The organism is Pseudoalteromonas sp. NFXS53, assembly GCF_056629255.1.
Genome location: NZ_JBWVBR010000004.1, coordinates 87,991 through 106,465 on the forward strand (window position 1 = coordinate 87,991; position 18,475 = coordinate 106,465).

The following is an 18,475-nucleotide window of genomic DNA, read 5'->3' on the forward strand; positions in this document are numbered from 1 at the left end:
ATGATCAAAATTTGCACAATTTATAACTTGATCTAAATCTAGTTTTCTTTACTAAACTTAAAGTAAGGAAAAATTAAGGTCAGTCTATGCGCGTTAAGTCTTCATTACTCATTTTTAAAGTTGCTTCGAGCACATGTGTGTTTTTAATCATGCTTGCAAGTTGGTTAATGTATTCACACATAGATCATACTCAGCAAGTTGAACTGCAGTTAAATCGTCTGAAGTTAGCCGCAGCTCGGTTAGTTGGCGTAAAAAATGACTACATACAAGAAAGGCAGCCAGAATTTATTGAGTCTTTCGATATGCATTATTTTCAGTTCGAAAAAGAATACGGTGAGCTTGCTCAACTTCTTTTAGATGAGCCAAGAGTCATGCTGCAACTTTCCGCAATAGAATCTAATACCGCACAACTAAGGCAAACTTTAAAGCGTTTTGAGCAGTTCCAAATCAAGTTAGGTCATGAGGCTGATGAGGGCGTATATGGCTTGTTTAGACGTCACGCTCATCAGTTACAAAGTTATGTGCAAACAGCTGAACAACCCATGTTAGAGCTTAAGGTACTTGAATTACGACGTGCCGAGAAAGACTTTTTACTGCGACACGATCATGCCTATATTGAACGTCATACTGGAATTTACGATACGTTATATCAAAAGCTGCAATCCGAAAACCCTCAAGCGGCACTGCTTCTTAAAGCTTATCGACAAGGCTTTTTATCTTACAGTGCAGTGCTCACAGAAATTGGTTTGAACTCTAAGCAGGGGTTGAGAAAGCTACTTGATGAGCAAAAAAATGCGCTAACAACCAAAATATTGGGATTGAGTAATACTATTATTTTACAGGACCATGATACCAAGCAGGCTTGGGTTTTAAGCTTACTAAGTATGATAATTTTGATTTGCTCTGTGTGCTTTGTTCTATTGATGATCTTGCATGCAAGAGTCTCGAAAAAGATCAATGTGATCAATGATGTCTTAGACAAGGTTGTTGAACATGAAAACTTTAAACTCAGGACTAATCTCAATAATACCGATGAGTTAGGTCAAATAGGCACACATGTCGATAAATTACTAGAATACCTTGATGGTCTACTAGTGCGTTTGTCTTCGGCGCAAAAACGTTTATTAGAAGATGCTGAAGTGGCGAGTTTTAGTAATGTTATTCATCGTTTTACTCAAGAGCTCAATACGCCACTTGGAGAAGTAAAAAGTGGCAAGGGTGATATGGCTGAGTTAATAGCCATCATGAAAAGTAACCTAAGAGATGGGCTAGATGAAAACGCCTCTATTACTGAGATGATAAGTCATCTAGAAAGTACGCTAGATATTATTGAAAGTAACCTCACTGTTAGTGAGCAGCTTATTGAAGAGTTTAAACTTATTTCTTCTAATCAGCACTTTGATGATTTGAACTACTTTAATTTACTTGATCAAGTAGAGCAGGCTTTTCGAATTAATGACGGTTTATTACCTGCCGATAATTATGATATCACCTTTGATATTTCAGAAGGGTTGTTTATTAATAGCTACCCCTCAGCAATCAATCAGATCATTAACCTGTGCATTCATAACAGTATTAAACATGGCAAAATAGCTAATCAGAAACTCCATATTGTGGTGTCGGCAATGGTTGTAAATGACTTTGTGCATATCTATTTTAAAGATGATGGCATGGGCATAGACAAAGAAATTTTACCAGTGATCTTCGAGCCGTTTATTACTTCAAAACGTCATAGTGGTGGCACTGGTCTAGGTATGAGCATCATACATAATTTGGTCACGCAAAAGCTGAAAGGGGAAGTGAAAATGCAAAGCCCTGCGCATGGTGGTGCTTGCCTTCATATTATTTTGTCAGAGACTGAATTTTCACAAAAACAATTATCTGACGTAAGCTCAGAGGAAATGGATTAGTGCTTAAATGAGTTATATCTACCCTCAAAATAACTCACTTAATTAAGAGGATTGGTATAAATTCATCCCTTAAAAAAATTTATAAAAACAAAAAAGCCATGATGAGAATCATGGCTTTTTATGTCACTTTAGCGGTTAAGCTTTTTTACTCGCAACCCACTCGTCAACGAACTTTTCTAGTACGTTAAGCGGTACTGGGCCATTTTTCAGTACCACATCGTGGAACTGACGAATATCAAACTTGTCACCAAGCTCTTTCTTAGCATCTTCACGTAGTTCTAAGATCTTAAGCATACCGACTTTATAAGCGGTTGCTTGAGAAGGCATTACGATGTGACGCTCAACCATTTTAACACCGTCAGACTTAGCGTTAGGAGTGTTATTCACGTAGTAATCGATACCTTCTTGACGAGTCCACTTCATAGCGTGAATACCTGTATCTACCACTAGACGACATGCACGCCACAGCTCCATCGCTAGACGACCAAAATCTGAATATGGGTCTTCATATAGGCCCATTTCTTTTGGTACTAGCTCAGAGTATAAACCCCAACCTTCGATATAAGCTGTGTAACCACCGAATTTACGGAATTTAGGGACACCTTCAAGCTCTTGCGCGATAGCAATTTGCATGTGGTGACCTGGGATACCTTCGTGGTAAGCAAGTGCTTCCATTTGGTAAGTAGGCATTGCTTCCATGTCATACAGGTTTGCATAGTAAATGCCAGGGCGAGAACCATCTGGCGCAGGCTGCTGGTAGAAAGCTTTACCAGCCGCTTTTTCACGGAACGCTTCAACACGTTTAACGATCATGTCTGCTTTTGGCTTAACAATGAATAACTCATCAAGGCGAGACTTCATGTTGTCGATCATCGCAGTTGCATCTTTAAGATACTTCTCTTTACCTTCATCAGTATTAGGTAAGTAGAACTGCTTGTCAGTTTTCATGAATTCCATGAATGCTTTTAAGTCGCCTTTAAAGCCAACCTTGTCTTTGATTTCACGCATTTCATCATGAATACGTGCTACTTCAGCAAGACCAATTTCGTGGATCTCTTTCGCTGTTAAATCTGTGGTTGTTGTGCGAGCTAGGGCATTGTTAAAGAATGCCTCACCTTCAGGGAACTTCCAAGCACCATCACGGGTATCTGCTTTTTTCTCAAGCTTAGCTAGGTAGTTAATTAGCTTGTTGTAAGATGGCTTGATAGCGGTTTTAAGTGCTTCTGTCGCTTCATTGATAAGCGCTGCTTTTTCTGAATCAGCAATCTCTAGCTTGTTCACTTTGCGCTTAAAGTCAGCAAGTAATGTAGAGTCTTCACCTTTTTCAAAAGGTGCACCCTTAATGATATTCTTGCTTGAATCAATTACATGAGGGAATACAAACTTAGGTGCAATAATGCCCTTTTGTGCACGGATCTCTAAAGAGTCAATAAGTTGATCGAATACTTTGGTGACGCCATTTAAACGAGAGATGTATGCTTTTGCATCTTCTACGCTAGTGATTTGGTGTTGGTTAATTAAAAATGCAGGCACCATTGAGTGCGTACCAAACATTTGGTTAACCGGATAGTTATGGTAGCGCCATTTGAAATCAGCAATGCCATTTTCTAAGCTTTGTTGCATTAGGTCATAGCTAACCTGAGTATTAGCATCAAGTTTGCTGCGGTCAATTGCAGTTAAACGAGCAAGATTCTTTTTCGTGATTTCAAGATCTTCAAGTGCGCGAGCTTCACTGTCATCATCCCATTTATCATAGTCTTTTTTGATGCCCATGTAAGTTTGGTATACCGGGCTGCGCATGACGCCATCCATGAAGATTTCTTCGAAAAGCGCATTGGCTTTTTCTACTTCACTTTGAACAACTTGAACTTGGGGTGCAGGAGCAGGTTTTTCAGCAGTTTGCTGACAACCAGCCAAAAATGCTGCGCTGATTGCTGCAGCAATAATGGTGAGTTTACGCATTGTTATCTACCTTTGAGTTTTTTTGTACGCTATGGATTATCCGAGCGCGTTTTTATTTTTATAAAAACAGCGATGCTGTTTAAACAAATAATTCTAGCAGGTCATTTAAAAAACGGTGGCCTTTATTTGTAACCAACCATGAATGGCCTAAATCTTCTATTAATCCTTTATCAAGAGCAGTGTTAATTGCAGCTTCAATTTTGCTTATCGCTAAGCCAGAATAATCAATAAACTGACTTTTATTGCATGGCTCTCGCAGTCTAAATTGGTTCATAAAGAACTCAAATGGGCGGTCTTCATTTTCAACTTGCCAGCTCTCATATAAATATGGCTTGCTAAGATCCATATAACCACGAGGGTGTTTCACTTTTACAGTTCGTAAAATGCCACCTTGTTCAGGCTGAGTTATCTTACCGTGGGCGCCACAACCTATACCGAGATAATCACCGAAGCGCCAATAATTTAAATTGTGTTTACATTGATAACCTGGTTTAGCGTAGCCTGAGATTTCATAGTGCTCGTAGCCAGCTTCAGCCAGTAATTTTTGACCTTGTTCTTGGATATCCCACAATGTTTCATCTTCAGGTAGAACAGGTGGTTTTGAGGCAAACTGAGTATTAGGTTCGATGGTCAGTTGATACCAAGATAAGTGAGGCGGGCTGAGTGCAATGACTTTTTGTAAATCGCTTAACGCATCTTCGACACTTTGACCCGGAAGCCCATGCATTAAATCCATGTTAAAAGAATTTAAACCTGCAGCTTGCGCTTCTTTTGCTGCGTTTATGGCTTCATTTTCACCATGAATACGACCTAGAGATTTTAACTTGTCGGCTTGTAAGCTTTGCACTCCAATTGAGATACGGTTAATACCCGCTTCAACATAATGCTTAAACTTATCTTTCTCTACTGTGCCCGGGTTCGCTTCTAGGGTAACTTCAATATCATCTTCAAAGGGAATAAGCTTTTCTATTTCGGCTAACAGCCATTGATAAGCCTTACCCGATAACAAACTTGGCGTGCCACCACCGACAAAAATACTGTGTAATTTACGACCTTGCACTAAGTGCAAATCAGCCTGCAAGTCGTGGAGTAAGTGTTGAATATATTCTTGTTCAGGAATTTCACCCTTTTGACCGTGGCTATTAAAGTCGCAGTAAGGGCATTTTTGCACGCACCAAGGTACGTGCACATATAAGCTTAGAGGAGGAAGTTGCACAATTAGCCTTTTAATTTAGCAACGAGTTGCTGCAGTGCCTGACCACGATGGCTCAGGGCATTTTTTTGCTCCTTCGTTAATTGTGCAGACGTGCATCCTTCGCTTGCTACATAAAACACCGGATCATAACCAAAGCCTTCACGGCCTTGTTGATCTTCTGTGATGGCCCCTTCCCAGCTTGCTTGGCAAACGAGTGGCGTCGGGTCATCAGCGTGACGCATATAAACTAACACACACCAAAAACGCGCAGAACGCACAGTTTCACCTTGCATCTCAACCAGTAACTTGTCGATGTTGTCTTGGTCATTTGCGTTTTCACCGGCGAAGCGTGCAGAGTACACACCTGGTGCGCCGTTTAAAGCATCGACCTCAAGACCTGAGTCATCTGCGATTGCAGGCAGGCCGGTAATTTTAGCTGCATGGCGCGCTTTAATAATGGCATTTTCGATAAAGTTAGTGCCTGTTTCTGGCACGTCAGGTACATCAAACTGGCTTTGTGGTAATACTTCAATGTTTAACTCATTAAGCATTGCGCCCAGCTCTTTCACTTTACCTTGGTTGCCAGTGGCAAGAACGATTTGTTGACTCATCAGTTAATTAGTCCACGTAGAATTTTTGTTGAAAGTTTAAAACTTGGAAGTTGTTGCCTTGATTAATGTTGATTTTAAAGCGGTAAACCTCTTCATTGCGAAAATCAACTTGGGCAAGGTAATAAATGGCGTCGCCATCAACCACTTCTTTGAATTCCAGTACTTGTTTAGTACCTAGGAGATTTTTTGCTTCACCTGTGAGTTTGGCTTTTTGAGCAGGCGTGCCCTTTTTATTGGCAAGCACTGAGATATTAATCACGCCTTTATAGTTACTACGCTCAAGCCCATAGGCTTTGGCGATACTAGGTTGAATAAACGTTGAAGGGAAAGCTATGTAGTGCACTTGCCATGGGCCGAGTTCTTTATATTGTCCACCTTGTACAGAATTAGCAGAGGCAATAAAGCCACTTAAAGCTAGGATGCAAGCAATCAAAATTCGCATAAATACTCCTAATTAACCTAGCAAGTCCATGATTAATAATTGCACGAACTGCAGGCCAATAATTAATACCAAAATAGATAAATCTAAACCGCCAAGAGGTGGGATAACTTTACGAATTGGGCGTAGCATTGGCTCAGTAAGTTGGTCAAATACCGCGGCAATCGGGTTATAGCCTTGAGCTACCCAGCTCATGATTGCACGAATAATTAATATCCAAAATACCAGCGTAAAGGCTTCTTTTAATACAGTGATAACACCATTGATTGCGGCGCCTACAGGCTCCCAACCACCGTAAAACATCACCATGAGCAAAGATACTTTGGCAAAACCAACTAAGAAAGCAAGCACCAAAGAGGCGAGGTCTAAGCCACCTACACCAGGAATGATTTTGCGCAGTGGATTAACCGCAAAAGAAGTGGCTTTAACAACAGTTTGACTGAGAGGATTGTAAAAGTCAGCGCGAACTAACTGTAGCCAAAAACGCAGTAACACGACCATTAAAAATAGGTCGAATACGATACCAATTAAAAATTGCATAGCAGTCATGGCTGCCTCCTAGATCTGTTGTTCCATTTCTTCAGCGCGAGCGATACAGGCGTCCATAGCGTCGGCAACGGTAGTTTGTAAGTTTTGTGATTTTAAGTATTCAACAGCCGCGTGTGTTGTTCCACCTTTTGATGTCACATTGGCGCGCAGTTGTTCGAGTGAAATGTCATCATTGGCAAACGCCATTTCAGCCGCGCCTAATGCAGTTTGCTGCACTAGTAGTCGAGCTTGTTCATGGCTAAAGCCAAGGTTTACGGCTTTTTCAGCAATAGATTGCATAAATAGGAAGAAATACGCAGGCGATGAGCCTGTTACAGCAATGATGTCATTTATCTGTGACTCTTGCTCTAACCATAGTGCTATGCCTGTTGCGTTGAACATATCAGTGACAATGGCTTTTTCTTCATCGCTAATTGCATCGCTGAATAAGCCACTGACGCCTTTACCTAATAAGCTCGGTGTATTTGGCATACAGCGTACGAGTTTTGCATCAAACCCCAGCATTTCACGTAAGCGCTTAACCGTAATGCCCGCAGCAACTGAGATGAATAGTTTGCTACTCATGTCTATGCCTGCGTCTTGGAATGTTTGGCAAAGTTCTGCCATCATCTGTGGTTTAACAGAGAGTACGATAATATCGGCTTGCTTTACTGTCGAAAGGTTATCTGATGTGGCGTTCACACCTAAGTCAGTTTCAACTTTTGCTAGTTTTTCTGGATTGCGGTTAGTAGCAATAATGCTGTTTGCATCGAAGCCACTTTTTACCATACCACCGATGATGGCATAGCTCATGTTACCTGTTCCGATAAACGCGATGGTTTTATTTGACATAGTTTGTGCTTACCTTATTGTCTTTTTCCAAAAATATCGGTGCCAATACGCACCATGTTTGCCCCAGCAATGATGGCAGGCTCTAAGTCCTGACTCATACCCATAGATAGGGTATCTACTTGAGGATATTGGTGCTTTAGTTTATCAAAGCAAGCCCGCATTTGCTGAAAATATTGTAATTGTTTCTGCTCATCATCGGTTTTTTCGGTGATGGTCATTAAACCACGCAGGTTTAATTGACGTGCATCAGCAATAAATGTGGCCAATTCATCTAGCTCTGAAAGCTGACAACCCGACTTATTTTCGTCTTCACTGATATTTACTTGGATCAGGATGTTCAATGGCATCAGGTTATTTGGTCGTTGCTCGTTTAAGCGTTTTGCAATTTTTAAACGGTCAACACTTTGCACCCAACTAAAGTGCTCCGCAATATGGCGAGATTTATTTGATTGGATCGGGCCAATAAAGTGCCATTCAATGTCTTTTTTATCTTTTAAGTGTTGAATCTTATCAACGGCTTCTTGTACGTAAGACTCGCCAAATTGACGTTGCCCTGCGTCATAGGCCTCTTCAATGAAGTTAATTGGTTTGGTTTTAGACACGGCAAGTAATTGCACTGTATCGGAAAATGGACTGTTTTGTTCTGCTTTTATCACGCGATCGTAGGCGCAGCTCAGACGTTCTGCTATTGTAACCATATTATATTTCAGCTCGTTTTGGAGTCATACATGGATATTACTGAATTATTGGCCTTTAGTGTTCAACATAAAGCCTCGGATTTACATTTATCATCGGGGGTTTCGCCGATGATCCGGGTTGACGGCGATGTGCGTCGTGTAAATATTCCCGCGTTAGAATCGAAAGACGTAAATAGCCTTGTTTACGATATTATGAATGATAATCAGCGAAAGGACTATGAGCAAAATTTAGAGGTAGACTTTTCGTTCGAAGTGCCTAATTTAGCGCGTTTTCGTGTAAATGCATTCAATACGAGCCGTGGCCCAGCGGCTGTGTTCCGTACTATTCCGTCAACAGTGCTTTCACTTGAAGAGTTAGGTGCACCAGATATTTTTAAGGATATCTCGGATAAACCGCGAGGCTTGGTACTGGTTACCGGTCCTACCGGTTCTGGTAAATCAACCACCTTAGCCGCTATGGTTGATTACATAAATAATAATAAACACCACCATATCTTGACCATCGAAGATCCTATTGAATTTGTCCACCAAAATAAATTAAGCCTAATTAACCAACGTGAAGTGCATAGAGATACACACAGCTTTAAAGCGGCACTTCGTTCAGCGTTGCGTGAAGATCCTGATGTTATCCTAGTGGGTGAATTACGAGATTTAGAAACTATTCGTCTCGCTATGACCGCAGCTGAAACAGGTCATTTAGTGTTTGGTACTTTGCACACCACATCGGCACCAAAAACCATTGACCGTATTATTGATGTTTTCCCAGGTGAAGAAAAAGATATGGTGCGTTCAATGCTGTCAGAATCACTACAAGCGGTTATTTCACAAACACTAGTCAAAAAGGTAGGGGGAGGCCGTGTGGCTGCACACGAAATTATGCTTGGCATTCCTGCAATCCGTAACCTAATTCGTGAAGATAAAATTGCGCAAATGTACTCGGCTATTCAAACCGGTGCTATGCATGGCATGCAAACTATGGATCAATGTTTGAAGAACTTGGTTAACCGCGGCCTTATCACAGCGCAAGATGCACAAACAAAAGCGCATGATAAAGCGCAATTTGGTCCAAATATGTAAGGAGAGGCCGTCATGTTATTGAATCAATTCTTACAAGCCATGGTAGACCGACAAGCATCAGATTTATTTGTTTCTGCGGGTCTAGCTGTGAGTGCCAAAATTGATGGTGAATTAACGCCTTTAAGTGAGGAACGTTTAACACCCGAAGCCTCTCTTGAGCTTGTTGAGTCAGCAATGAATGACAGGCAAAAAGAAGAATTTTATCGCGAAAAAGAATGTAATTTCGCGATTGCTACCGATGAAGGGCGTTTCCGTGTTTCTGCATTTTGGCAAAGAGATTGTGCGGGTATGGTACTGCGTCGCATTGTGACGCAAATTCCTGATGTGAATGATTTGGGCTTACCTTCTGTTTTGACAGATGTGATCATGTCAAAGCGTGGTCTGGTGTTATTTGTCGGTGGTACAGGCACAGGTAAGTCAACATCACTAGCTGCACTGCTAGGTTATCGCAACCGTAATCAGCGTGGTCATATTCTAACAATTGAAGATCCAATTGAATTTGTGCATGAGCACAAAAAGAGCATTATCACGCAGCGTGAAGTAGGCATTGATACCGAGAGTTTTGAAGCGGCGTTAAAGAGCTCGTTGCGACAAGCGCCTGATGTCATTTTAATTGGTGAAATTCGCTCTCAAGAAACCATGGAATACGCGCTCAGCTTTGCTGAAACTGGTCATTTATGTGTTGCAACACTGCACGCAAATAACGCTAACCAAGCGATAGACCGTATTATGCATCTGGTTCCGAAAGAGAAACATGATAAACTCAAGTATGACCTAGCATTGAACTTACGTGCAATTGTTGCTCAGCAACTCGTACCTTCAGCGAAAGGCGAGGGGCGCGAAGCGGCCATCGAGATTTTACTTAACTCGCCAATGGTTGCTGAGCTTGTCAAAAAGGGTGACATAGGTTCAATTAAAGAAACCATGGCGAAGTCAAAAGAGATGGGGATGCAGACCTTTGATCAGGCATTGTTTGAGCTCTATAAACAACGTCGTATTAATTATGCTGACGCGCTTCACTACGCAGACTCGCCAAATGATCTACGCTTAATGATAAAGCTGCAGAATAATGAACAGCAAGGCGCAGGTTTCCTACAAGGTGTGACTGTTGATGGGTTGGACTCAAAATAATAAGTATTTAAGAAGTTTATATTTTGTACTGCCTATGTTGACTGTGTTTTTTAGTCACACAGTCAACGCATTAGGTATAAACAAAATACAAATATACGTTAGAGATGATGTGTATATCGATTACAAACGCTTCCTAAACGGCCGTAACGTCTCAGAGATCACTGACTTTTCTGGTGAGTATATTCGTCGAGATGTTGTTGATATGATTTTAGCGCAACAAGCACTTGCGTTAGGTGGCTTTTCAAAAGAGTTCGAATATCAAACTGGAAACGTCAACTTTAGAAATACCAAACTGCTAGAGCAAGGAAAACTGTTACTTAGCATGGACAGTTATTGGTTAGAAGATGCCAAAGCAATGTCTGATTCTGTGTATGTCAGTAAAGCGCTCATCAAACGAGGTGAGTACTATGCGGGTGTATTCTATTCACCAAATAATAAAAAAATGCAGCAGCTTCAGAGTTATCAGCAACTGATAAACTACACCTCAGTCAGCACACCACGCTGGCGTACCGACTGGGAAACCTTACATAACCTGCCATTAGATAAGCTATTTGTTGAACATGAGTGGGTTTCACAAGCGCGTATGGTAAGCATGATGTGGGCTGACTTTATGTTAATGCCACTGATGCCGAGTCTTAAAAATGAATTTAATTTAGAAGGTATAAAGTTAGTTGCTCACCCAAGTTTAGTGATGCTTTTGGACGGTAGTCGACATTTGGTTGTATCGAAAGCGCACCCATACGGTAAAGAAGCTTTTAAAGCGTTGCAAAAAGGGTTAAAGGTATTAAGGGAGCGCGGCATGATCATAAAAGCCTACACGCAAGCAGGCTTTATTCCTGATCTGTCAAAATATGAGGTTTTAAATCAGTTATCAACTAGGTAAGAATTAGTCCCAAAGCGATTCAAAAAAACTTTCTAAAATGATAACCGCAGACATACCGTCTACGTTACTCTTGCCTAAATTACGATAGCCACCTTGCTCGAACAAACGCGCTTTTGCGTCAGTGGTGGTCAGTCGTTCATCTTGGGTTTCAACTTGAAGTTTAAAGTTATTGTGAAGGCGATTGGCAAATTTCTTTGCTTGGAATGTGACTTGTTGATTCGTACCATCCATATTCAAAGGAAGGCCAACCACTAATAAATCAGGCTTCCAGTCGTTGATGTGTGTAGCAATGTCATCCCAATTAGGAATGCCATCTCGCGCTTTCACTGCACCAACACTATTGGCTGTGCCGGTGATCTCTTGACCAACAGCAATACCAATGCTTTTAGTACCAAAATCAAAGCCCATGACCGTTCGTTGGCCAATGGGCGTTTTTTCTTTATTATTTGTCATTAACTATATTCTTTATTAGGCGTGGCCTGCGATAGTTGCAAGTTTAGAGATATCGAAACCAAGCATTTCTACAGCTTTTTGCCAGCGTAGCTCTACAGGCGTGTTAAAAATGATTGCAGGGTCAGCTTTGATTACTAACCAGCTGTTTTCGGAAAGCTCACGTTCTAGTTGGCCTTGTTCCCAACCTGCATAGCCAAGAGTAATAATAAATTCACCGGGGCTGTCATCATAAGTCAGACTTGCGAGTACATCTTTAGATGTGGTGATCATTATCTCTGAGCTCAGCTCCTGACTCGATGAGTAGCCCAATTTTGGCGTATGAAGCACAAACCCTCTGTCAGTGTTTACAGGACCACCGGCAAAGACATGGCGTTTAGCCGCTTCACTCATCTTGTTATTCTCGATATCAATTTTATCGAGTAGTTCACCTACGGTGACATTGACGGGGTGGTTAATCACCAGCCCCATCGCACCTTCTTCATTATGCTCACAAATATACGTCACACTTTGTTTGAAATAGGGATCTTGCAAACTCGGCATTGCGATTAAGAAATGATTTTCTAATGATGATTGCATATTGATGGCCTTATGTCAGAAGATGGGGCGCATATTGCCCCATTTAGTTTATTTATTATGGGCTAGTTTTTCTTCGATCGCCTCATAGAGTTTATCCATAATTGAAATATCAAACGCCGCTTCTATTTCTTTTACACAGGTTGGCGCTGTGACATTGATTTCGGTTAGCTTGTTACCAATGATGTCTAAGCCAACAAAAATGAGCCCTTTTTCTTTTAGGGTTGGGGCAACAGCTTGCGCGACTTTTAAATCATCCTCATTGATTGGACGGGCTTCACCACGACCTCCTGCGGCGAGGTTACCTCGGGTTTCACCACCTTGAGGAATTCGCGCTAAGCAGTATGGGATGACTTCACCATTCACAACCAAAACACGTTTATCGCCTTGCTTAATTTCTGGAATGTACTGTTGTGCCATAGCAAATCGACTACCATGTTCAGTTAGGGTTTCGCAGATCACGCCGATATTAGGGTCATCTTGTTTTACTCTGAAGATTGATGCGCCACCCATGCCATCGAGTGGCTTTAAAATGATATCGCCATGCTTAGTTAAAAACTCGCGAATTTGTGCTTGAGAGCGCGTGACCAGTGTATCTGGTGTATGCTCACTAAACCACGCAGTAAATAGCTTCTCGTTAGCATCGCGTAAGCTTTGCGGCTTATTAACCACTAAAGTACCAGCATCTTCAGCGCGTTCAAGAATATAAGTTGCGTAGATGTATTCAGTATCAAATGGCGGATCTTTTCGCATTAAGATCACATCTAGGTCACTCAGGGCAATATCTTGCTTATCTTCTAGTGCATACCAGTTGTCTACATCGTCAAACACGGTCGCTTTAGCTGCGGTTGCACGGGCTTGGCCTTGATATAAAAACAAGTCGTCCATTTCCATGTAGTACAGCTCATAGCCACGTTGTTGTGCACTGAGCATCATGGCAAAGCCAGTGTCTTTTTTGATATTGAAACCACTGATTGGATCGCTAATGATACCGAGTTTAATTGCCATAATGTTTACCTAGTTGTTTGAATGTTTTAATCAATATGGGGGTAGAAAAGCACTTTTAAAGTGCTAAATCACCAAATTGCAATTGCAGTGCACTTAATACGGTTAAAGCGGCTGTCTCTGTGCGAAGTACTCGTGGGCCTAAGCGAACATCTACAAAGCCTTGCTTTGAGGTCGCAGCCATTTCTTCATCGGTAAAGCCGCCCTCAGGTCCCACTACAAAACGCACACCATATGTTGGTACTGGTAAAGTTTTAATACTGTGCTCGGCACGAGGGTGTAGCGTTAGCTTTAACTCTTCACTTTGCTGTGACAGCCATTGAGATAATTGAATTGGAGGATGGATCTTGGTTACAAAATTTCGACCAGATTGTTCGGCAGCAGCGATGGCGATTTTTTGCCATTGCTGGTGCTTCTTAGCGAGGCGATCACCGGTTAGTTTTACGCCACAACGGGTTGTGAACAAGGGGGTGATTTCGGTGATACCGAGCTCTACAGATTTTTGAATGGTGAAATCCATTTTATCACCGCGAGAGATCCCCTGACCCAGATGAATTTTAAGAGGTGATTCAACGTCAACTTCTTTGAATTCGATAGGTGTTGCTGTAACCGACTTTTTGCCTACTTCGGTCAGTTCGCACAAATACTCTCCCCCTTCGCCATTAAACAAAGAGACGTGATCGCCTTGTTGCATTCTTAACACTCGACCAATATGGCCAGCAGCATCATCAGAAAGCTGAACAGAGGTGTTAAGACTTAACTCAGAAGGTTGAAAAATATGAGGAACGCGCATAGTGATTAGACTTAAAAACAAAGGTGAGGCAATAGTAAGGCTAAGCGAAAGCGACGTCTAGTCATTCTCTAATTTACATAAAGAAGCTTCGATTGATTTATCGGCTTCATCAAGATGTTCACTGTGACAAGACATGTGATTTTCATGAAATACATCGGGAATTTTACTGTAGTTATAACCCTCAGGCGTGATTTCAACTAAATAGCGGGTTGGGTGGAGAGAGTTAAATATGGCTCTTTGTTCTTCATTTGCGAGGTGAAAATCTAAATCATGGATGACCACTCCAGCAATTTGATGATGTTCTAACAAATAAGCGGCAAGCTCAGTCACACTTATTTCGTTGGCAAAGTCACAATAGCAGTAGTCTTTGATCAAATTGTCGAACATCATTTTTACTAAATGACGCGTATCTTCACCTGCAACAATAAGGTGTTGCGGCTTGTTTGGAAATTGTTGATTTTGATAGGTAACAAAATCTCTGCTGAACTCAGCATTACTGTCTATGAGTAAAAAATTTTCAAAACAAGTCGCCATACCTTCACCTTGCTTCAGTCAGTGATTAACGTACTAGACTGAAAAGAGATTAATAAGTAAATAGCCCATAGCAGTGAAAACCGCAAATTCTATACAGGCAACGCCAATGTTATCTTGGTGATCAACTTCTAACCCTACATTCACTTTGGGCAGAGCAAAATGAATAAGAGAAAAGCTCATTGAGTATAACAATACCCACATTATTCCACAGTGAAGCAATACGCTATTAATATTCTCGACTATGGTGGCCCCGTGATAAGGCGCACTCTGTAACCCTGCGAAAAGCGCTAACGAAAGCCCTATGGTTTTACCCGCATAGCGTATACCAATTGAGGTATTCGCAAGGTTAAAGTTTTGTTGTAATGAAGCACCTTGGTTTGCTTTGGCAAATCGCATTTCTCTGAGCTTGCTATCAATAGCGAATACGATTTGTAAAACAATAAAGCTCATCGTTGCCACCAATAAATCACTGACGCCCTGTGGGTGAAGCCAGTGAAAAATACCTAATACCAGTATGGTATTGCCTAACAACATGCCTGAATCAACGAGAGCTGCACAGATATTTTGTTTCATGATGGCTTTTTCTTCATTAAAGCGATTTAAAATCCACTTACGATGAATATATTGACCTAGCAAAATAAAACTAAAGGAAATCAGAACGGTAAGTATGGCTAAGGGAAAGTGACCCGCAGTTAGGTGTTCATATACATCAGGAAAGATATACGCACCTGTGATCGCGATGATGCCGATCTGACAGGCGTAGTTAATGCCGAAGGCAAAGTTATCGCGTTTGGCAATTTCAGATTCGAGGGCTTTTTTGGCTTTGTATTGCATGATCAGACGATGACCAATCACAATCAGGCTTGCTAATACAAAACAAACTAAAATGGCAAAAATATTGATATCGAGTAAAGACAAATATGACATATAACGTGTAATGTTATGGTTTTAATAGATTAACTATAACGACTCCCAACTCATTGAGCTACCTAGCTTTGGAGATTTTTTATGCATCAGGTCGATTTTCCGCTTTCACTTTTGCAATTAGCTGAGCAACGTTGGCAGCAATTATATGGCGCACAGCCTTATGATGAACAACTTGGGCGGTTAATAGGGCTCAGTGATTTTGCATTTAGAATTTTAGAAAAACGACCTGAGTTAGGGGCTTGGTTACAGCAACTTAATATTGACTGTCGTATCGTTCCAGAGCCACTGACAGGTGACCTAGCCGAACTGAGTGAGCAGGCATGTTTTAAACAACTGCGTTTATATCGCCAGCAGTACTGGCTAAAGGTGATGTGGTTAGACTTGGTTCATCAAAACCCCATCGAAGACAGTATTGAGTATATTTCTAAGCTGTCAGAAGCTTTAATCGGGGCTGCGAATCAATGGGCGTTTGCTCAAACAACAAAGCAATGTGGTGCCCCGTTAGATGAACAAGGTAACCCTCTGCCAATGTTGGTTTTAGGCATGGGCAAGCTCGGTGGCGGAGAGCTTAACTTTTCATCAGACATTGATTTAATTTTTACTTACCCAAGAAATGTACCTACGCAAGGCGGTAGACGCAGTTTCGAGTCCCAAGTGTTTTATACTAAGGTTGCGCAAAAGCTGATTAGCGCGTTAAACCAAGTGACCGCAGACGGACAGGTATTCAGAGTGGACATGCGCCTTCGACCATTCGGTGAAAGTGGGCCTTTGGTGATGAGCTTTGCTGCCATGGAAGATTATTACCAAGACCAAGGCCGTGAGTGGGAGCGTTATGCGATGCTCAAAGCAAGGCCGTTAGGGGAAGAAACCTGTTATTGGGATGAATTTAAGCAACTACTTAAACCTTTTGTATATCGCCGTTATATCGACTTTTCAGTGATTGAGTCGCTTAGAAAAATGAAACATCTCATCGCGCAAGAAGTACGCAGAAAAGGGCTAGTAAATAATATTAAACTCGGTGCGGGTGGTATTCGTGAAGTAGAATTTATAGTGCAAGCACTTCAGATGATCCGTGGAGGTCGAGATGTTGGCTTGCAAACCCCCTCTATATTGGCTGCCATCTCAGAATTAACCCTGCTTGATATTTTACCAGGTGAAGTCAGCCTTAGTTTAAAGCGTCATTACTTATTTCTCCGCAGAGTCGAGCAATACCTGCAAGCATTTGATGATCAACAAACGCAAACTTTGCCCGATGCAGAGTTAGATAAAGCGAGACTGGCTTATTTACTCGACCAGCCAGATTTTCAGTCAACTTTGCCGCAGATCAACCAGGTAATGGAGTCAGTTCGACAAGAGTTTGCCCTTGTGGTGGGTGATGAACCTCAAGAGCAAACGAATTTTGACGACAGCTATAGCTATGCTTGGTTACAAAGAGATTGCTTGCAATTAGAAGGTATACTCGAAACTGAAAAATTAGCGCAATGGCAAAGTGTGCTGGTTGAGTTTGATACCAAGCTGAATAAGCGTCATGTAGGCGTAAGAGGGCGAGATATACTTGATAAGTTGATGCCTGCTTTATTACACGCTCTGGCACAGCAAAAAAGCTCAGCTGAGTTATTGCAGCGGGTTTTAAACATTATTGAAATGATAGTGACTCGAACTACTTATTTAGAATTATTGTTTGAGAATCAAGGCGCACTGAAGCAATTGGTACTGTTATGTGGTCATAGCAATTGGATCGCTGAACATATTGCAAAATATCCAATATTACTTGATGAGCTAATTGACCCCGCAGCGCTTTATAAACCTTTACCCTTGAGTGAGTATCAGACTGAAATTAGGCAGTATTTCTTACGTATCGAGCAAGATGATCTCGAGTTACAAATGGAAGCGCTAAGACAATTTAAACAAACGCATCAATTACGTATTGCCGCCGCGGATGCGACTGGCGTGTTGAGTATCATGAAAGTCAGTGATCACTTAACAGCGCTTGCCGAAGCAATCGTATCTCAGTCGGTGAATCTAGCTTGGCAGCAGATGGTGAGCCGCTACGGTGAGCCACAGGGCTGTAATGAGATTAATAAGGGCTTTGCAGTCATCGCTTACGGTAAAGCGGGAGGCTTAGAGCTAGGTTATGACTCAGATCTTGATTTAGTATTTGTCCATAATCAACAAGGTGATAGCAGCACGATTGGTAAGAAGCAGATCTCCTCGCGCCAGTTTTATTTAAAACTTGCTCAGCGTTTGATGCACTTATTCAATACTCGTACAGCATCAGGGATTTTATATGAGCTTGATACAAGGCTTCGTCCAGAGGGGAACTCAGGCTTGTTGGCCATTAATATTGAAAGCTTTAATCATTATCAGCAGTCACAGGCGTGGACATGGGAACATCAAGCTTTGACTCGAGCGAGAATGATTTACGGTGAGACTGAGTTAGTCGAACGCTTTGCAGAGATCCGAAAAGGTATTTTATGTACAGCAAGGGACGAAGCTCAATTGAAAGATGATGTAGTTAAAATGCGCGAAAAAATGCGCGCGCATCTTTCGAAAGACAGTGAACAAGCATTTGATTTAAAACAAGGTCATGGCGGCATGACAGACATTGAGTTTATCGCTCAGTTTCTGGTGTTAAATCATGCTAAGAATTTTCATGAACTCACGCATTTTTCAGATAATATTCGTATTCTAGAAAGTGCTGCGCAGCAAGGTGTGATTAGCTCAGAGCAACAAGCTATTTTGACAGAGTGTTATTGCACACTTCGTGAGCACTATCATTTAAATAGCTTAAATCAGCACGGACGGTGTGTGCCAAGAGCATTGGTAGCCGCTCAGGTTGAACAAGTCAGAAATATTTGGCAGCAACTTTTCTACTAAGTCTGCTATTAGAATTTATAAATGGGG

General features: G+C 41.5%; 18 protein-coding genes. 5 read left to right on the forward strand and 13 right to left on the reverse strand.

What is annotated here, in order from left to right; genetic code table 11:
• Positions 1-86: 86 nt before the first annotated feature.
• Positions 87-1,910: a sensor histidine kinase gene (locus tag AC1HJP_RS06690; RefSeq protein ID WP_480361141.1), complete on the forward strand. Its 1,824-nt coding sequence runs from the start codon at positions 87-89 to the stop codon at positions 1,908-1,910.
• A gap of 135 nt (positions 1,911-2,045) precedes the next feature.
• On the opposite strand, the gene AC1HJP_RS06695 is transcribed toward AC1HJP_RS06690, so the two are convergent.
• The 7 genes from AC1HJP_RS06695 to AC1HJP_RS06725 form a co-directional block, all read right to left on the reverse strand.
• Entirely contained in the window at positions 2,046-3,872 is a 1,827-nt protein-coding gene (locus tag AC1HJP_RS06695; RefSeq protein WP_480361142.1) for a DUF885 domain-containing protein, read from the reverse strand.
• 79 nt (positions 3,873-3,951) lie between these two features.
• Positions 3,952-5,088, reverse strand: a complete 1,137-nt coding sequence (hemW, locus tag AC1HJP_RS06700; RefSeq protein WP_480361143.1) for a radical SAM family heme chaperone HemW — start codon at positions 5,086-5,088, stop codon at positions 3,952-3,954.
• Positions 5,089-5,090: 2 nt separating this feature from the next.
• Positions 5,091-5,678 (reverse strand): XTP/dITP diphosphatase, encoded by a 588-nt coding sequence (locus AC1HJP_RS06705; RefSeq protein WP_480361144.1) that lies wholly within the window; start codon positions 5,676-5,678, stop codon positions 5,091-5,093.
• Between the two features lie 7 nt (positions 5,679-5,685).
• Positions 5,686-6,120, reverse strand: a complete 435-nt coding sequence (locus AC1HJP_RS06710) for a DUF4426 domain-containing protein (RefSeq protein WP_480361145.1) — start codon at positions 6,118-6,120, stop codon at positions 5,686-5,688.
• A 12-nt stretch (positions 6,121-6,132) separates the two neighbouring features.
• Positions 6,133-6,666 (reverse strand): YggT family protein, encoded by a 534-nt coding sequence (locus tag AC1HJP_RS06715; RefSeq protein ID WP_349285682.1) that lies wholly within the window; start codon positions 6,664-6,666, stop codon positions 6,133-6,135.
• 9 nt (positions 6,667-6,675) lie between these two features.
• Positions 6,676-7,497, reverse strand: a complete 822-nt coding sequence (gene proC / locus AC1HJP_RS06720) for a pyrroline-5-carboxylate reductase (protein ID WP_480361146.1) — start codon at positions 7,495-7,497, stop codon at positions 6,676-6,678.
• A 14-nt stretch (positions 7,498-7,511) separates the two neighbouring features.
• Positions 7,512-8,195 (reverse strand): YggS family pyridoxal phosphate-dependent enzyme, encoded by a 684-nt coding sequence (locus tag AC1HJP_RS06725; RefSeq protein ID WP_480361147.1) that lies wholly within the window; start codon positions 8,193-8,195, stop codon positions 7,512-7,514.
• A gap of 30 nt (positions 8,196-8,225) precedes the next feature.
• Between AC1HJP_RS06725 and AC1HJP_RS06730 the strand changes: the two genes are divergently transcribed.
• The 3 genes from AC1HJP_RS06730 to AC1HJP_RS06740 are packed head-to-tail and all read left to right on the forward strand — an operon-like array spanning position 8,226 to position 11,286.
• Positions 8,226-9,272 carry a type IV pilus twitching motility protein PilT gene (locus tag AC1HJP_RS06730; RefSeq protein WP_138482675.1) on the forward strand — a complete coding sequence of 349 codons (1,047 nt, stop codon included), beginning with the start codon at positions 8,226-8,228 and terminating at the stop codon, positions 9,270-9,272.
• Positions 9,273-9,284: 12 nt separating this feature from the next.
• The gene (locus tag AC1HJP_RS06735) at positions 9,285-10,403 is read left to right on the forward strand and encodes a PilT/PilU family type 4a pilus ATPase (protein WP_138482677.1); all 1,119 of its coding nucleotides are present in this window, start codon (positions 9,285-9,287) and stop codon (positions 10,401-10,403) included.
• The gene (locus AC1HJP_RS06740; RefSeq protein ID WP_480361148.1) at positions 10,384-11,286 is read left to right on the forward strand and encodes a hypothetical protein; all 903 of its coding nucleotides are present in this window, start codon (positions 10,384-10,386) and stop codon (positions 11,284-11,286) included. Before AC1HJP_RS06735 ends, AC1HJP_RS06740 begins: the two co-directional genes overlap by 20 nt.
• A gap of 3 nt (positions 11,287-11,289) precedes the next feature.
• Here the strand turns inward: AC1HJP_RS06740 and ruvX are convergent, their stop codons facing one another.
• The 6 genes from ruvX to AC1HJP_RS06770 are packed head-to-tail and all read right to left on the reverse strand — an operon-like array spanning position 11,290 to position 15,571.
• Positions 11,290-11,739, reverse strand: coding sequence for a Holliday junction resolvase RuvX (gene ruvX / locus AC1HJP_RS06745; protein WP_480361149.1), 450 nt, complete (start codon positions 11,737-11,739; stop codon positions 11,290-11,292).
• 15 nt (positions 11,740-11,754) lie between these two features.
• The gene (locus AC1HJP_RS06750; protein ID WP_480361150.1) at positions 11,755-12,315 is read right to left on the reverse strand and encodes a YqgE/AlgH family protein; all 561 of its coding nucleotides are present in this window, start codon (positions 12,313-12,315) and stop codon (positions 11,755-11,757) included.
• 48 nt (positions 12,316-12,363) lie between these two features.
• Positions 12,364-13,320 (reverse strand): glutathione synthase, encoded by a 957-nt coding sequence (gshB, locus tag AC1HJP_RS06755; RefSeq protein WP_480361151.1) that lies wholly within the window; start codon positions 13,318-13,320, stop codon positions 12,364-12,366.
• A gap of 55 nt (positions 13,321-13,375) precedes the next feature.
• Entirely contained in the window at positions 13,376-14,110 is a 735-nt protein-coding gene (rsmE, locus tag AC1HJP_RS06760; RefSeq protein WP_480361152.1) for a 16S rRNA (uracil(1498)-N(3))-methyltransferase, read from the reverse strand.
• A gap of 57 nt (positions 14,111-14,167) precedes the next feature.
• Positions 14,168-14,644, reverse strand: coding sequence for a hypothetical protein (locus tag AC1HJP_RS06765; RefSeq protein ID WP_480361153.1), 477 nt, complete (start codon positions 14,642-14,644; stop codon positions 14,168-14,170).
• Between the two features lie 33 nt (positions 14,645-14,677).
• Positions 14,678-15,571 (reverse strand): DUF350 domain-containing protein, encoded by an 894-nt coding sequence (locus tag AC1HJP_RS06770; RefSeq protein ID WP_480361154.1) that lies wholly within the window; start codon positions 15,569-15,571, stop codon positions 14,678-14,680.
• Between the two features lie 81 nt (positions 15,572-15,652).
• Between AC1HJP_RS06770 and glnE the strand changes: the two genes are divergently transcribed.
• A complete protein-coding gene (glnE, locus tag AC1HJP_RS06775; RefSeq protein ID WP_480361155.1) occupies positions 15,653-18,448 on the forward strand; it encodes a bifunctional [glutamate--ammonia ligase]-adenylyl-L-tyrosine phosphorylase/[glutamate--ammonia-ligase] adenylyltransferase in 2,796 nt (931 codons plus the stop codon).
• Positions 18,449-18,475: the final 27 nt, after the last annotated feature.

Bases quoted from the DNA above. Each gene is read 5' to 3' on its own strand.
- AC1HJP_RS06695 (WP_480361142.1), bottom strand. From the start codon at position 3,872: ATGCGTAAACTCACCATTATTGCTGCAGCAATCAGCGCAGCATTTTTG.
- AC1HJP_RS06770 (WP_480361154.1), bottom strand. From the start codon at position 15,571: ATGTCATATTTGTCTTTACTCGATATCAATATTTTTGCCATTTTAGTT.
- rsmE (WP_480361152.1), bottom strand. From the start codon at position 14,110: ATGCGCGTTCCTCATATTTTTCAACCTTCTGAGTTAAGTCTTAACACC.
- AC1HJP_RS06725 (WP_480361147.1), bottom strand. From the start codon at position 8,195: ATGGTTACAATAGCAGAACGTCTGAGCTGCGCCTACGATCGCGTGATA.
- AC1HJP_RS06740 (WP_480361148.1), top strand. From the start codon at position 10,384: ATGGGTTGGACTCAAAATAATAAGTATTTAAGAAGTTTATATTTTGTA.
- ruvX (WP_480361149.1), bottom strand. From the start codon at position 11,739: ATGACAAATAATAAAGAAAAAACGCCCATTGGCCAACGAACGGTCATG.
- AC1HJP_RS06730 (WP_138482675.1), top strand. From the start codon at position 8,226: ATGGATATTACTGAATTATTGGCCTTTAGTGTTCAACATAAAGCCTCG.
- AC1HJP_RS06710 (WP_480361145.1), bottom strand. From the start codon at position 6,120: ATGCGAATTTTGATTGCTTGCATCCTAGCTTTAAGTGGCTTTATTGCC.
- AC1HJP_RS06705 (WP_480361144.1), bottom strand. From the start codon at position 5,678: ATGAGTCAACAAATCGTTCTTGCCACTGGCAACCAAGGTAAAGTGAAA.
- AC1HJP_RS06765 (WP_480361153.1), bottom strand. From the start codon at position 14,644: ATGGCGACTTGTTTTGAAAATTTTTTACTCATAGACAGTAATGCTGAG.
- gshB (WP_480361151.1), bottom strand. From the start codon at position 13,320: ATGGCAATTAAACTCGGTATCATTAGCGATCCAATCAGTGGTTTCAAT.
- AC1HJP_RS06715 (WP_349285682.1), bottom strand. From the start codon at position 6,666: ATGACTGCTATGCAATTTTTAATTGGTATCGTATTCGACCTATTTTTA.
- AC1HJP_RS06690 (WP_480361141.1), top strand. From the start codon at position 87: ATGCGCGTTAAGTCTTCATTACTCATTTTTAAAGTTGCTTCGAGCACA.
- glnE (WP_480361155.1), top strand. From the start codon at position 15,653: ATGCATCAGGTCGATTTTCCGCTTTCACTTTTGCAATTAGCTGAGCAA.
- AC1HJP_RS06750 (WP_480361150.1), bottom strand. From the start codon at position 12,315: ATGCAATCATCATTAGAAAATCATTTCTTAATCGCAATGCCGAGTTTG.
- AC1HJP_RS06735 (WP_138482677.1), top strand. From the start codon at position 9,285: ATGTTATTGAATCAATTCTTACAAGCCATGGTAGACCGACAAGCATCA.
- proC (WP_480361146.1), bottom strand. From the start codon at position 7,497: ATGTCAAATAAAACCATCGCGTTTATCGGAACAGGTAACATGAGCTAT.